Annotated in this window: 10 protein-coding genes; 3 read left to right on the top strand and 7 right to left on the bottom strand. The window is 72.8% G+C overall.

What is annotated here, in order from left to right; genetic code table 11:
* Positions 1-71: 71 nt before the first annotated feature.
* The 6 genes from QEZ54_RS27740 to QEZ54_RS27715 all read right to left on the bottom strand — a co-directional run bounded on the left by QEZ54_RS27740 (position 72) and on the right by QEZ54_RS27715 (position 8,542).
* A complete protein-coding gene (locus QEZ54_RS27740) occupies positions 72-3,041 on the bottom strand; it encodes a BTAD domain-containing putative transcriptional regulator (protein ID WP_281307674.1) in 2,970 nt (989 codons plus the stop codon).
* A 226-nt stretch (positions 3,042-3,267) separates the two neighbouring features.
* The gene (locus QEZ54_RS27735) at positions 3,268-3,885 is read right to left on the bottom strand and encodes a C39 family peptidase (protein ID WP_281307673.1); all 618 of its coding nucleotides are present in this window, start codon (positions 3,883-3,885) and stop codon (positions 3,268-3,270) included.
* A 117-nt stretch (positions 3,886-4,002) separates the two neighbouring features.
* Positions 4,003-5,223, bottom strand: a complete 1,221-nt coding sequence (locus tag QEZ54_RS27730; RefSeq protein WP_281307672.1) for a DUF6596 domain-containing protein — start codon at positions 5,221-5,223, stop codon at positions 4,003-4,005.
* The gene (locus QEZ54_RS27725) at positions 5,220-5,552 is read right to left on the bottom strand and encodes a YciI family protein (RefSeq protein ID WP_281307671.1); all 333 of its coding nucleotides are present in this window, start codon (positions 5,550-5,552) and stop codon (positions 5,220-5,222) included. The genes QEZ54_RS27730 and QEZ54_RS27725 overlap by 4 nt, the downstream gene beginning before the upstream one ends.
* A 117-nt stretch (positions 5,553-5,669) precedes the next feature.
* Positions 5,670-8,099: a glycoside hydrolase family 3 C-terminal domain-containing protein gene (locus QEZ54_RS27720; RefSeq protein ID WP_281307670.1), complete on the bottom strand. Its 2,430-nt coding sequence runs from the start codon at positions 8,097-8,099 to the stop codon at positions 5,670-5,672.
* Positions 8,096-8,542 carry a MarR family transcriptional regulator gene (locus QEZ54_RS27715; protein WP_281307669.1) on the bottom strand — a complete coding sequence of 149 codons (447 nt, stop codon included), beginning with the start codon at positions 8,540-8,542 and terminating at the stop codon, positions 8,096-8,098. The genes QEZ54_RS27720 and QEZ54_RS27715 overlap by 4 nt, the downstream gene beginning before the upstream one ends.
* Before the next feature lie 159 nt (positions 8,543-8,701).
* Here QEZ54_RS27715 and QEZ54_RS27710 point away from each other — a divergent pair, with 159 nt between their 5' ends.
* Positions 8,702-10,186, top strand: a complete 1,485-nt coding sequence (locus QEZ54_RS27710; RefSeq protein WP_281307668.1) for a cellulose binding domain-containing protein — start codon at positions 8,702-8,704, stop codon at positions 10,184-10,186.
* Here QEZ54_RS27710 and recQ read toward each other — a convergent pair.
* Positions 10,176-12,002 (bottom strand): DNA helicase RecQ, encoded by a 1,827-nt coding sequence (gene recQ / locus QEZ54_RS27705; RefSeq protein ID WP_281307667.1) that lies wholly within the window; start codon positions 12,000-12,002, stop codon positions 10,176-10,178. The two genes, QEZ54_RS27710 and recQ, sit on opposite strands and share 11 nt — an antisense overlap.
* 241 nt (positions 12,003-12,243) lie before the next feature.
* Between recQ and QEZ54_RS27700 the strand changes: the two genes are divergently transcribed.
* On the top strand, positions 12,244-13,266 hold the full coding sequence (locus tag QEZ54_RS27700; protein WP_281307666.1) for a LacI family DNA-binding transcriptional regulator: 1,023 nt from the start codon (positions 12,244-12,246) through the stop codon (positions 13,264-13,266).
* 78 nt (positions 13,267-13,344) lie between these two features.
* Positions 13,345-13,851 carry a GNAT family N-acetyltransferase gene (locus QEZ54_RS27695; protein WP_281307665.1) on the top strand — a complete coding sequence of 169 codons (507 nt, stop codon included), beginning with the start codon at positions 13,345-13,347 and terminating at the stop codon, positions 13,849-13,851.
* Positions 13,852-13,855: the final 4 nt, after the last annotated feature.

Genomic DNA, 13,855 nt, shown 5'->3' with positions numbered 1-13,855 from the left:
GCGCTGCTTGCCCGACGTGAAGAAGCTTCCGAGGCGCCGCCAAAAAACCGCCAAACGCGCGCCAAATCCCGTTATTCAGCGGCCGTGAGCTCCTGATACTCGCGAGCGCCGTGATCGCGGAAGACCTTCATGGCCTGCTGCCGCAGCGCTTGCGCCTCCGCTGTCCGGCGTTGCCGATCGGCGACCAGCGAGAGATCGTGCTGGGTGCGGGCGGTCCACAGGGGAGCCTCCATGGTGGCCCAGACCTTGAGCGCCTCGCTCAGATGGCGCCGGGCGAGACCGAGGGCGAGGTCCCGGTCGGGGCCGCCGGCGGCGAGGTGCCACTGGCCGAGCACCCGCAGGGTGACCGCCTCGCCGAACCGGTCGTGATGCTGGCGGCTGACCTCGAGTACCCAGTCCAGCTGGTCGAGTCCCCGCTGGTCGGCCAGGCCCTGCCGGAGCCGGGCCTTCCACAGCGCCCGCACCGCGTAGGCTTCGAGGAAGGCGTCGCCGAGCTCGCGGAAGATCGACGCGGCCTGCTCGCAGAGCTCGACCGCGTCATCCAGTTTCGACAGCGCGCGGTGGTATAGGCCGAGGCTGCGCAGGGTGAGGCCCTCACCGAGGCGGCTGCCGGCGCGCCGGTAGGCGACGAGGGACTCCTCCAGGTCGGACAGGGCCTGAGGGTAGTCGCCGAGCTCCAGCCGGACGGACCCGGACATGCGCAGGGCGTAGCCGATGCCGATGTCGTCCTGGGTACGCCGCAGGATCGTCGCCGCCTCGCCGAGGAAGTGCAAGGCTTCCCGCAGGCGGCCGGGTTCGCGGCACGCCGCGCCCAGGCCGGCGAGCGTGGCGGCCTGGCCGCGCAGGTCGGCCTGCTCGCGGAACAGGTCGAGCGCCTGCTGGAAGGTCAGGCGCGCCTGGTCGTAGTGGTCCTGCAGGTAGTACAGCTGGCCGAGGTCGGCGATCATGAGCGCTTCGATGTGCCGGTCGCCGGCGCGGCGTGCGGCCTGAAGGATGGCGGTGATGATGCGCGTACGGGTGTCGAACCGGGTGGCGCCGCTGAGCACGGGCGAGTACTGGTCGGGCGCGAATCGGCTGGCCAGCGCGTGCAGCCCGAGCGAAGCCGCCCGCTCCACCCCCGCGACCAGAGAGGTCTGCTCGGCCTCGAACCACGCCCTGGGCTGCGGCAGGGCCGGACCCGAGTCGACGGCAGGCCCGTGCGCGCGCCAGCGGATGTCGTCGGGAGGGGTGTCGCTGCCGGCCCGCTGGATGTGGCCGAGCCAGCCGTGCAGCACCCGCGACACCGCCAGGCTCAGCTCGTCCGCACCCGTCCCGGCCGTCGCCTGCTCGCACGCCCACAGCCGGACAAGATCATGGATGCGGTACCGGACATTGCCCAGCCGGTCGACCATCGGGCATTCGATCAGCTGGGCCTCGACCAGCTCGTCGAGGATCGTCTCGGCTTGCGCGGCCGAGCAGCCGGCGAGCCAGCCCACGGTCCAGCAGGCGAACTCCGGTACCCCGAAATAGCCGATCAGCCGCAGCGCGTGCCGGGTCTGCGGGCGCAACGACTGGCTGCTCAGCTCGATGCTGGCCCGCAGCCCGCTGTCAGCGGTGGACAGCTCGTCGAGCCGCCGGGACTCGTCGGCGAGACGGTCGGCCAGCCAGCGCAGGGGCAGCTGGCTGCGGCTCGCCAGCCGGGCGCCCGCCAGGCGGATGGCCAGCGGCAGATCCGCGCAGTGGCCGACGATGCGCCGGGCCGACTCCGGGTCGGACCCCACCCGCTGCGCGCCGACGATCCGGGTGAACAGCTCCATGGCCTGCGGCGAGGGCAGCACGCCGAGCTCGATCAGCAGGGCGCCCGCCAGCCCGGTCAGCCTGTCGCGGGAAGTGATCAGAACCGTGGTCTCGGGCGTCGACGGCAGCAGCGGGCCCAGCTGGGCCAGGTCGCGGACATCGTCGAGTACGACGAGCAGCCGCCTGCCTTCGACCAGGCTCCGGAACAGATCGCTGCGATCCGCCGTGGACTCGGGGATGCCGGTCGGCTCGACGCCCAGCGCCCGCAGGAACCGGACGAGGACCTCGCCGTGCGGGGCCGGGGTATCGGTCATGCCCCGCAGCTCGGCATACAGCTGACCGTCAGGATGCGACGCGGCCAGCTGCCGGGCCACCTGCGCGGCGACGGCCGACTTGCCGACCCCGGCCGGCCCGCTGATGACGCGCAGCGAGCTCTGCCCCGGCTGGGTCAGCAGCCGGATCTCGTCGTGGCGCCCGGTGAAGTCGTCCACGAGCCGGGGCAGCAGCCTGGGTACGGCCGCGGCCCGGGCGGTGGTGGCGATCTCGCCACGCAGCAGCCGCTCGTGCAGAGCGGTCAGCTCCGGCCCGGGGTCGATGCCCAGCTCATCGCTGAGATGAACCCGGCAGTCGCGATAGCAGGCCAGTGCCTCCGGCTGCCTGCCCTGCCGATACAGCGCGGTCATCAGCAGGCCGCACAGCCTCTCGTCGGCAGGATGGGTGCGGACCAGAGCCGTCAGCTCAGCCACGATCTCGTCGTGCCAGCCGAGGTCGAGCTCGGCGGCCAGCCGATCAGTCAGCGCCGCCAGGCACGACTCCTCCAGCCGCATCGCCTCGCCGGCGAGCGCGGACTGCGCCAGACCGGCGAGGGCCGGTCCCCGCCACAGCCGAAGCGCATCGCGCAGCAGCTCCACCCGTGCCGCGCCGGCGGAATCCCGGGCCCTGGCGACCAGGTCGGCGAACACGTCCCGGTCGAGTGCCTCCGCCGGGATGTCCAGCAGGTAGCCAGGTGCCCGCGTCACGATGACCTGGGCCAGCCCCACCTCGGCGAGCGAGCGGCGCAGCGTCGCGACATAGACCTGGATCATCGAGCGGACCGTCTCGGGCGGATGCTCGCCCCAGATCACATCGATGATCCGGGACACCGGAACCACCCTGCCCCGTTCGAGCATCAGCAGGGCGAGCAACGCCTGCGGCTTCGCCCCGCCCAGGACGGCACGCCGACCGGCGGCCCATACCTCGATCGGGCCGAGCACCTTGAACTGCATCCCCGCTCCTCAACATCTCGGCTCGGCACAGAGACCGCTCGGCGGTGGCTTTTAGTTGCACCGCCATGCCGGTTGAGTCCACTGAGACCTGTCGTTGCCCCGACACCTCGCCAGGGAGTCGATGCAGAGCGGTCACGCGTCGAGCAGGTGCCGCGCCGGTTCAGTGAATCCGCGAGACACACCCCGGCGGCCGCGCAGTGACTGCGCGGCCGCCGGGGTGTGTGCGTCAGGCGGAGTAGCCCCGCAGGGCGATCCAGTGCGCGAGGCGGTCGGTCGACATCCAGTACCAGCCGTAGCCGTTGGCGTCGGCGGAGTCGGCGATCTTCACGGTCCAGCCGTCGTTGCTGTAGCCGGTCACGGCCAGGTAGTGGCCGCCGGAGTAGCTGTGCCAGTCGCCGTCGGTGTCCATCGCCGAGCCGACGACGTTGACCACCAGCGGGTAGTTGCGGTCGATGTCGTAGACGACGTCCCACTGCAGCCGGTTGATCTCGGCCTGCGTCGCCGAGTTGCCGGGGATCCACTTGGTCTCGTAGAAGCCGGTGGCGCCGAGCGAATTGAGCACCCGGGTGGTGTCGGCCGCCGAATTCGTGCCGTTCGTCGTCGTGCCGAGCTGGCCGGCGATGTAGGTCTGCGTGTAGTAGTAGCCGCGGCCGGTCAGCGCGATCCGGGTCGCGGCCGGGCCGCAGTAGTAGCCGTTCTGCTGCCACTGGAACTCGTAACTCAGCTCGCGTGAAGCGGCGGCCGAGGCTGGTGCGGCGGTGCCGAGCACGCTTGCCGTCGATGCCGTCAGGGCGATCAGCGCGATGGCGATGACCCGGCTGATCCGTCCGGTCGAGAGGCGCATCGTGTTCTCCTTCATTCGAAATCGGAATCGCTTTATGCATTCCAATTTCCAATAAGGAGCCGCCGGTCACCAGGAAAGGAGTCGGCATTAGACCGGCACGCCACCGGCAAGAACGGATCAGCGGCCCGCGAGCTGGTCGCGCCGCCGGATCAGGTACGCCCTCTCCGCGGTGTTGCCGGTCAGTTCGATGGCCTGGTCGTACGCCGACCGCGCCTGCGCGCTGCGGCCCAGCCGTCGCAGCAGCTCGGCCCGGGTGGCGTGGTAAGCGTGGTAGCCCGCCAGCGGCAGCGCGTCCACCTCGGCCAGCGCGACCTGCGGGCCGTCGAGTTCGGCGACGGCGATCGCCCGGTTGAGCCGCACGATCGGGGAGGGGTCGAGCCGCAGCAGCTGGTCGTAGAGCGCGACGACCTGGGACCAGTCGGTGTCGCGGACGTCGCGGGCGTCGGTGTGCACGGCGTTGATCGCGGCGAGGATCTGGTACCGGCCCGGCGCCTGACCGGAGGCGAGCCGCGCGCGGACCAGGGCGTGGCCCTCGGCGATGAGGGCCCGGTCCCAGGCGCCCCGGTCCTGGTCGGCGAGGTTCACCAGCTCGCCGCTGACCGCCACCCGCGCGGCCCGGCGGGCCTCGGTCAGCAGCATCAGCGCCAGCAGCCCGGCGGTCTCGCCGTCGGCCGGCAGCAGGGCGCGGACCAGGCGGGTCAGCCGGATCGCCTCGGCGGTCAGGTCGGCGCGCACCGCCTCCTTCTCCGGACCGGAGGCCAGGTAGCCCTCGTTGAAGATCAGGTAGAGGACGGCCAGGACACCGGTGACCCGGGCCGGGATGTCCTCGCGCAGCGGCACCCCGTACGGGATGCGGGCTGCCTTGATCTTCGCCTTGGCGCGGGTGATCCGCTGGCCCATGGCGGTCTCCTGGACCAGGAACGCGCGGGCGATCTCGGGCACCGTCAGGCCGCCGACCATCCGCAGGGTCAGCGCGATCCGCGCCTCCATGGCCAGCGCCGGGTGGCAGCAGGTGAACACGAGCCGCAGCCGGTCGTCCTCGATCGCGCCCGGCGGGTCGGGGGTGTCGAACAGCATCAGCGCCTCCCGGTGCTTGTCCGCGCGCCGGACCTCGCGTCGCAGCCGGTCGACGGCCTTGCGGTATGCGGTCGTGGTCAGCCACGCGCCGGGGTTGGGCGGGACGCCGTCGACCGGCCAGTGCTCGACCGCGGCCGCGAACGCCTCGGCGGCGGTCTCCTCGGCGAGGTCGAGGTCGCCCAGGCGCCTGGCCAGGGTCGCGACCAGCCGGGCCCACTCCGCGCGGTGGACCCGGGTGATCACGTCGTCGAGGCCGGTCATTCGCCCAGGAAGGGCCGCAGCTCGACGCGGCGGTTGCAGCTCTTGGAGCCCTGGGCCGCCAGCCGCAGCGCCAGGTCGAGGTGCGGCGCCTCGATGATCCAGAAGCCGATGATGTGCTCCTTCGACTCCAGGTACGGGCCGTCGGTGAACACCGCCTCGCCGCCCCGGGCGTCGATGACCGTCGCCGAGCCGGGCGAGGCGAGGCCGCTGGCGAAGACCCAGTGGCCGTCAGCCTGCAGCTGCTCGTTGAAGACGTCGATCGCCGCCATCTCGTCGTCGGTGGCGAGCTCGCTCGAGTCGTGGAGCACGGAGATCAGGTACTGCGTCATCGGGATCATCTCCTGTCGTCGGGCGGCCGCCCCTCGGGCCGCCTCACCACAGCTACGAACGCGGCAGCCCCGATCCGACAACGGCCGCGGAGATTTCTCCGGCGGCTTCTCCGCGCCTCACCGGCCCCGGGAGCTCAGCAGTCCGCGCAGGCCGCGCAGCCGCCTGCCGTTGATGAGGTCGAGCAGGCCCTGCTGCACCGACCGGCTGACCGCGCCCCGGGTGCCCAGGGCCAGCATCCGCAGCGGCATCTCGTCCAGCATCGCCGCGACCAGGTACGCCATCGGGCTGGTCGGGTCGGCGATCACCTCCCGGGACTTGCGCCGGGCGACGTACTGCAGGGTGCGGGTCACCAGCGAGGACCGCATGTCGGCCAGCGGCGTGTTCAGGGTGAACGCGCCGGGCCGGTCGGCGGTGTTGGCGGGCAGCGGGCGGCCGTACAGGTCGGCGAAGGCGGTGCGGTCGAACTCCTGCCCGGGCGCGGGCAGCGGGTACGCCGACGGCTCGGGCGCGGGGTCGCCGCCGGTCAGGTCGAGCACCGCGACGGCGCGGATGTCGCGCGAGGACGAGCCGACGCGGATCTCGAACCGGCCGGCCTCGACCGACCAGTCGCCCCGGCCGGTGTCGTAGTAGGCGAACGCGCGCCGGTCCAGCTCCACGGCGACCTGCTGGGACTGGCCGGGGCGCAGCCGCACCTTGGCGAAGCCGGCCAGCTCCTGCTGCGGCCGGAACACGGTGGAGGCGCAGTCGTGCACGTACACCTGCACGACCTCGCTGCCCTCGCGCTCGCCGGTGTTGGTGACCGTCACGCTCACCTGCACCGGCTGCCCGGCCTCGGCCACCGCCGCGTCCAGGGCCAGGCCGGAGTAGGCGAACGTCGTGTACGACAGCCCGTGCCCGAACGGGAACATCACGTCCACGTGCGCGCTGTCGTAGTAGCGGTAGCCCACGTAGACGCTCTCGCGGTACTCGGTCACCGCGGGGGCGTCGGCGATCGCGTGGGTGGGGTTGTCCTCCCAGCGGTGCGGGAACGTCTCGGCCAGCCGCCCGCCCGGTTCGGCCGCACCGAACAGCACGTCGGCGACCGCGCTGCCACCGGCCTGCCCGCCGAGGTAGCCCTCGACGACGGCGGGCACGCCGCGCAGCCACGGCATCTCGACCGGCGCGCCGTTGGCGAGCACCACCACGGCCTTGTCGTGCACTGCCGTGACCGCGTGGACCAGGGCGTCGTGGGCGGCGGGCAGGGCCAGGTGGGTGCGGTCCAGGCCTTCGGTCTCGTACCCCTCGGTCAGGCCGACGAAGACCAGGACCACGTCGGCGTCGCGGGCGGTCGCGCGGGCCTGCGCCAGCAGCTCCTCGTCGACCTCGCCGCGGTCGCGGTGGTAGCCGGGCGCGTACGCCACCTGCTCCCCCGCCAGCTCGCAGATCCGGGTGTACGCGTCGTCGACGCGGTGCGGGTTGATCCCGGCGCTGCCCGCGCCCTGGAACCGGGGCTGCCTGGCGAACGCGCCGACGACGGCGATCCTGCCCTGCGGCGCCAGCGGCAGCAGCCCGCCCTCGTTCTTGAGGAGCACCGTGCCCTCGGTGGCGGCCCGGCGCGCCAGCGCGTGGTGGGCGTCGCGGTCGTAGCCGTGGCCGCCCGCGCGGACCTGCGCGGTCCGCTCGATCAGGGTAAGCACCCGGGCGGCGGCCCGGTCCAGCACCGCCTCGGGCAGGGTCCCGTCGGCGAGGGCGTCGAGGATGAGCCGGTCGTTGTGCCCGCCGTAGCCGGGCATCTCGACGTCGAGCCCGGCGGCCAGGCCGGGCACCCGCTCGTCGACGGCGCCCCAGTCGGACACGACCAGCCCGTCGAAGCCCCACCGCTCGCGCAGCACCGTGGTCAGCAGCCATTCGTGCTGGCTGCAGTGCACCCCGTTGAGCCGGTTGTACGCGCACATCACCGTCCACGGGCGGGCCCGGGTGACGGCGAGCTCGAACGCGGTCAGGTAGATCTCGTGCAGGGCCCGCTCGTCGACGGCGGCGTCGATGTTGAAGCGCCGCCGCTCCTGGTTGTTGGCGGCGAAGTGCTTGAGCGAGGCGCCGACGCCCCGGCTCTGCACGCCCCGGATCCAGGCCGCGCCGAGCAGGCCCGCCAGCAGCGGGTCCTCGGAGAAGTACTCGAAGTTGCGGCCGCACAGCGGGCTGCGCTTGATGTTGACGCCGGGGCCGAGCAGGACGCTGACGTCGTTGGCGCGGGCCTCGTCGCCCAGGGCCCGGCCGACCTCCTCGACCAGGTCCGGGTCCCAGGACGCGGCCAGCGCCGAGGAGGTGGGGAAGCAGGTGGCCGGTTCGCTCTTGCCGTCGACGTCGCTGCCGTCGTGCTCCTTGCGCAGGCCGTACGGCCCGTCGGCGACCATGATCGGCGGGACGTCCAGGCGCGGTACGCCGTACAGGTGCCAGAAGTCGCTGCCCGCGCAGAGGGCGGCCTTCTCGGCCGGGGTCATCCGGGCGACCAGGTCGGTGACCGCCGGGTCGAACTCCTCGGCGACCGGGCGCGCCTCGGTGCTCACGCGGCCACCGGCGTCGCGGTCATCGCCTGGGACAGGCCGTGCAGCAGCGCGGCGAGGTGCTCGCGGTCGGGGCCGGGCACGGGCAGTTCGGTGACGCTGGCCTCGATCCGGGCGGCGATGCGCTCCTGCAGCTGCCGGCCGCGCGGGGCCAGGAAGGCGCGGATGCGGCGCCGGTCGGCGGGGTCGATGCGCCGGTAGACCAGGCCCAGCTCGACGAGCTGGTCCACCACCTTGGTCAGGGTGCCCGGGGGCAGGAAGGAGCGGTCGGCCACCTCGGTCATGGGCCGCCCGCCGCCCTCGGCGAGCAGGTGCAGCACCCGCCACGCCTCGGCCGAGCAGCCCTCCTCGTGCAGGATGCCCGCCACACGCCGGGACAGCAGCCGTTCGGCCTGGGTCAGCAGCTGCAGCAGGTCGGCAGCGGTGCCCGCGGGCAGCACAGACATGGCCCTCCTTCTCGGCTGGAACACCGACCGTAGTCGGTCGCGGTCAAGTGTGCCGCCCCGGTGCCTGCGGCGGAAGCGTCCAGACGATCACTCTTGGCTTTCCGGGCCCGAGGATGTTCCATGTAACAGTTAACCACCCTTCCTAAAAGGAGCGAGTCGATGCGCAGACCCCTCCTGGCCGCCGCCGGCGCGGTGGCCACCCTGCTCGCCGCGGCGGTCCCGGCGCTGCTGAGCACCCCGGCCGCCGCCGCGGCCCCCCGGCTCACCGCGACGGTCACGCAGGTCAGCGTGTGGGACGCCGGCTACGGCGCCGACGTCGCCGTCGCCAACAGCGGCGACGCGGCCGCGACCGGCTGGACCGTCGAGTTCGACCTGCCCGCCGGCACCACCGTCAGCTCATCGTGGAGCTCGACCCGCACCCAGACCGGCCAGCACTACAGGTTCACGAACCTGAGCTGGAACGGAACCGTCAGCCCCGGCGCGTCCCAGACGTTCGGCTTTAACGCCGCCGGCCGGGGCACCCCGCTGAACTGCACGGTCAACGGCGCGCCCTGCTCCGGCGGCACCGCCTCGCCCAGCCCCAGCGCGCCGCCCAGCCCGTCGGCGTCGCCGAGTCCGTCCGCCTCGCCCAGGCCGTCGCCCAGCCCGTCGGTCTCGCCCAGCCCGTCCGGGCCGATCGTGGACGTCGCCACGGCGGCGCAGCTGAGCAGCGCGCTGGCGGCGGCGAACCCGGGGCAGACGATCCGGCTCGCGCCGGGCACGTACCGGGGGGCGTTCGCGAGCCAGCGGGCCGGAACCGCGGCCGCGCCGATCACGCTGACCGGGCCGCGCACCGCGGTCCTGATCAACGACGGGCCCAGCGGCACCGCCCCGTCCTGCCCCGCCCCCACCGCGGGCTGGGACTCCGGCTACGGCCTGTGGCTGTTCGGCGCGCCGTACTGGAACCTCACCGGGTTCACCGTCGCGGAGTCGAAGAAGGGGATCGTGCTCGACAACTCCCACCACGTCGTCATCGACGGGGTGTACGTGCACCACACCGAGGACGAGGGCATCCACTTCCGCCGCTCCTCGGCCGACGGGATCCTGCGCAACTCGGTCGTCGAGTACACCGGCCTGGTCCAGCCCGGCTACGGCGAGGGCGTCTACCTCGGGTCGGCCGGGTCGAACTGGGACTGCCACGGCAACTCCGGCGGCGTCGACCGCTCCGACCGGGTCCAGGTGCTGAACAACCGGATCGGGCCGAACGTCGCCGCCGAGCTGATCGACGTCAAGGAGGGCACCTTCGACGGGGTCATCCGGGGCAACACGTTCAACGGGCAGGGGATCTCGGGGCAGAACTCAGCCGACTCCTGGATCGACGTCAAGGGCATCGGCTACCTGATCGAGGGCAACACCGGCACGTTCGCCGCGCCGGGCACCTTCGTCAACGGGTACGAGACGCACAACCCGGTCACCACCCCGGCGTTCCTCAACGGCTGCGGCAACATCTGGCGGGCCAACACCTCCGACCTCGGCGGCGTCGGCCAGTACGCCATCAAGATCACGTCCACGTCGAAGTGCGCCGGCAACCTCAACGTCGTCTACGGCTCCAACACCGTCACCGACGCCGTCAACGGCCTGACCAACATCGCCGTCACTCCGTAAGCGCGACCAGGATCTGCTCGCCGTACTTGGCGAGCTTGTTCTCGCCGACGCCGCTGATGCGGCCCAGCTCGGCGAGGCTGGTCGGCACGTCGGTGGCGATCTGGCGCAGCGTCGCGTCATGGAACACGACATACGCCGGCACGCCCTGCTCCTTGGCCGTGGCCGCCCGCCAGGCACGCAGCTTCTCGAACAGCTGCGTCGCCTGCGCGGGCAGCTCGGCCACGGCCGCAGCGGCGGCGGACCTGCGCCCCGACGACGAGCCGCCGCCGGAGCGGGCCGCCCGCTCCGGCTCGCGGCGCATCTGCACGTCGCGGCGGCGCCCCAGCACGTCGGCCGACGCGTCGGTCAACGCGAGCGTGCTGTACTCCCCCTCGACCGCCAGCAGCCCCTGCGCCAGCAGCTGGCGCACCACCGCGCGCCACTCCGACTCGCTCAGGTCGCTGCCGATGCCGAACACCGACAGCTCCTGGTGGCGGTGCTGGCGCACCTTGTCGGTCTCCCGGCCGAGCAGGATGTCGATCGACTGCCCCGCGCCGAAGCGCTGGTTGCGCTCGCGCTGCAGCCGCAGCACCGTCGACAGCAGCTTCTGCGCCGGGACGGTCCCGTCCCAGGTCTGCGGCGGGCTGAGGCAGGTGTCGCAGTTGCCGCAGGCCTCGCCGCCCGGCTCGCCGAAGTATGCCAGCAGCTGCACGCGGCGGCAGGTGACCGTCTCGCACAGGGCCAGCATCGCGTCCAGGTGCGCGGCCAGGCCCCGCCGGTAGGCGAGGTCGCCCTCCGAGCTGTCGATCATCTTGCGCTGCTGGACCACGTCCTGCAGGCCGTAGGCCAGCCACGCCGTCGACGGCAGCCCGTCGCGCCCGGCCCGGCCGGTCTCCTGGTAGTAGCCCTCGACCGACTTGGGCAGGTCCAGGTGCGCCACGAACCGCACGTCCGGCTTGTCGATGCCCATTCCGAACGCGATCGTGGCCACCATGACCAGGCCCTCCTCGCGCAGGAACCGCGACTGGTTGGTCGCGCGGGTGCGCGCGTCCAGGCCCGCGTGGTACGGCAGTGCCGGGATGCCGTTGTCGACCAGCAGCTGCGCCGTCTTCTCCACCGACGCCCGCGACAGGCAGTAGACGATGCCCGCGTCGCCGGAGTGCTCCTCGCGCAGCAGCTCCAGCAGCTGCTTGGCCGGGTTGTTCTTGGGCACGATCCGGTACTGGATGTTGGGCCGGTCGAAGCTGGAGATGAACAGCTTGGCGTCGCCCAGGTTGAGCCGGGTCGCGATCTCGACGCGGGTGGCGGTCGTCGCGGTCGCGGTCAGCGCGATGCGCGGCACGTCCGGGAACCGCTCGTGCAGCACCGACAGGGCCAGGTAGTCGGGCCGGAAGTCGTGGCCCCACTGCGACACGCAGTGCGCCTCGTCGATGGCGAACAGCGAGATCCTGCCCCGCTCCAGCAGCCGCAGCGCAGACCCGGAGGCCAGGCCCTCCGGCGCCAGGTAGAGCAGGTCGATCTCACCGGCCAGGAACTCCGCCTCGACCACCTTGCGCTCGTCGAGGTCGAGGGTCGAGTTGAGGAAGTTCGCCCGCACGCCCAGCGCCCGCAGCGCGTCCACCTGGTCCTGCATCAGCGCGATCAGCGGGGAGATCACCACGCCGACGCCCGGGCGCACCAGCGCCGGGATCTGGTAGCAGAGTGACTTGCCGCCGCCGGTCGGCATCAGCACCAGCGCGTCGCCACCGCCGATGACATGGTCGATGATGTCGGCCTGGGCGCCGCGGAAGCTGTCATAACCGAAGACCCTGCTCAGCACCTCTGCCGCATCACGCACCCGTCGATCCTAGGCGGCGGGGCCGACGAACCCGAAAACGCGGCTGTGGATAACCGCGCAGCTCACGCCGCCACCTGCGCGGACAGGGCCGACCGGCGCGCCGGCAGCGGCACCGCGGACGAGCAGCGACCCCGCGCGGGCACACCAGGCTGCCGGCCACGATCGGCTGACCCGAAGGCGGAGCAGGTCCCGGGCCCGGGGCGGATGGATCCCGGTGGGGTCTGGTTGCCAGACTGTGCGGATGCCCGCGCCCAAGCCCCGTCCCACGCTCGCGGTGGTCGCCCGCGAGGCGCACGTGACCGTGCCGACGGTCTCGAAGGTCCTCAACGGGCACACCGACGTCTCCAGCGACACCCGGCGCCGGGTCGAGGCGCTGCTCACCGCGTACGGCTATCAGCGCCCCCGCACCGCCCGGCGCCGCGAGCACCGGGGCAACCTGATCGACTTCGTGATCAACGAACTCGACTCGGCGTGGGGCCTGTCCCTGCTGACCGGGGTCGAGCAGGTCGCCGAGGACGCCGGGGCCGGGCTCGTGGTGACGGTCCTGCACAACCGGGCGAGCCTGACCCGCCGCTGGCTGGACGCGGTCACCGCGCGCGGCTCCAACGGCGCCATCCTGATCCTGTCGCAGCTGGCCGAGGAGCACCAGGCCGAGCTGCGCCGCCGGGCGGTCCCGTTCGTGTTGGTCGACGGTATCGAGCAGCCCTCGCCGCAGGTGCCCAGTGTCGGCGCGACCAACTTCGCCGGGGGTTACGCCGCCACGCAGCACCTGCTCGGGCTGGGCCACCGGCGGATCGCCGCGATCGGCGGGCCGGAGCAGCTGCTGTGCTGCCGGGCCCGGCTGGCCGGGTACCGGGCGGCGCTGGAGGCGGCCGGGGTCCAGCCCGACCGCGAGCTGGTCCGGTTCGGCGACTTCCACCACGAGGGCGGGTTCGCCCGGGCGCGGGAGCTGCTGGACCTCGCCGATCCGCCGACCGCGATCTTCGCCGGCTCCGACCAGCAGGCCACCGGGGTGTACGAGGCCGCGCGGCTGGCCGGGCGGCAGATCCCGCGCGACCTCAGCGTCGTCGGGTTCGACGACCTCGTCTACGCGCAGTGGACCTCGCCGCCGCTGACCACCGTCCGGCAGCCGCTGCTGGAGATGGGCGCGGCGGCCGCCCGGATCCTGCTGCGCCTGGTCAACGGCGAGAAGCTGGACGCGCCCCGGATCGAACTGGCCACCGAACTCGTCGTCCGCAGCAGTACCGCACCGCCCGCGCGGTAGCGCCTCCCGCGCGGACGCGGGCCGCCTCTCGCTGGTAAACGGCTCGTGCTGTGCCGCGACGCCCGGAACAATGGCGCGATGCGTATCCGACCGGCCCGTCCGGCTGAGCTGCCCGCCCTGCAGGACGTCGAGCGTGCCGCCGGAGAGTGCTTCCGCGAGATCGGCATGCCCGAGATCGCCGGGGACGAACCGCTGCCGCTCGACGTGCTCGCCGGCTACCAGCGCGCGGGCCGCGCCTGGGTCGTGACCGACCCGGCCGACTCACCCGTCGGCTATCTCCTCGCCGACGTGGTCGACGGCAACCTCCACGTCGAGCAGGTGTCGGTCCACCCCGGCCACGCCCGCCGCGGGCTGGGGCGGCTGCTGCTGGACCACCTGGCCGACCGTGCGCGGGCCGCCGGCGTACCGGCGCTCACCCTCACCACGTTCGCCGAGGTGCCCTGGAACGGCCCGTACTACACCCGGTGCGGCTTCGCCGTCCTCGACGACGGCGACGTCACCCCCGGACTGCGGGCCGTGCGGGACCGGGAAGCCGCGCACGGACTCGACCGCTGGCCCCGCGTGTGCATGCGCCGACTTCTGTGACCCG

Source organism: Catellatospora sp. KI3 (assembly GCF_029948125.1).
Lineage (GTDB): Bacteria > Actinomycetota > Actinomycetes > Mycobacteriales > Micromonosporaceae > Catellatospora.
Note: the sequence above shows the minus strand (reverse complement) of the source record. Positions and strands in the feature narration are given on the sequence as shown.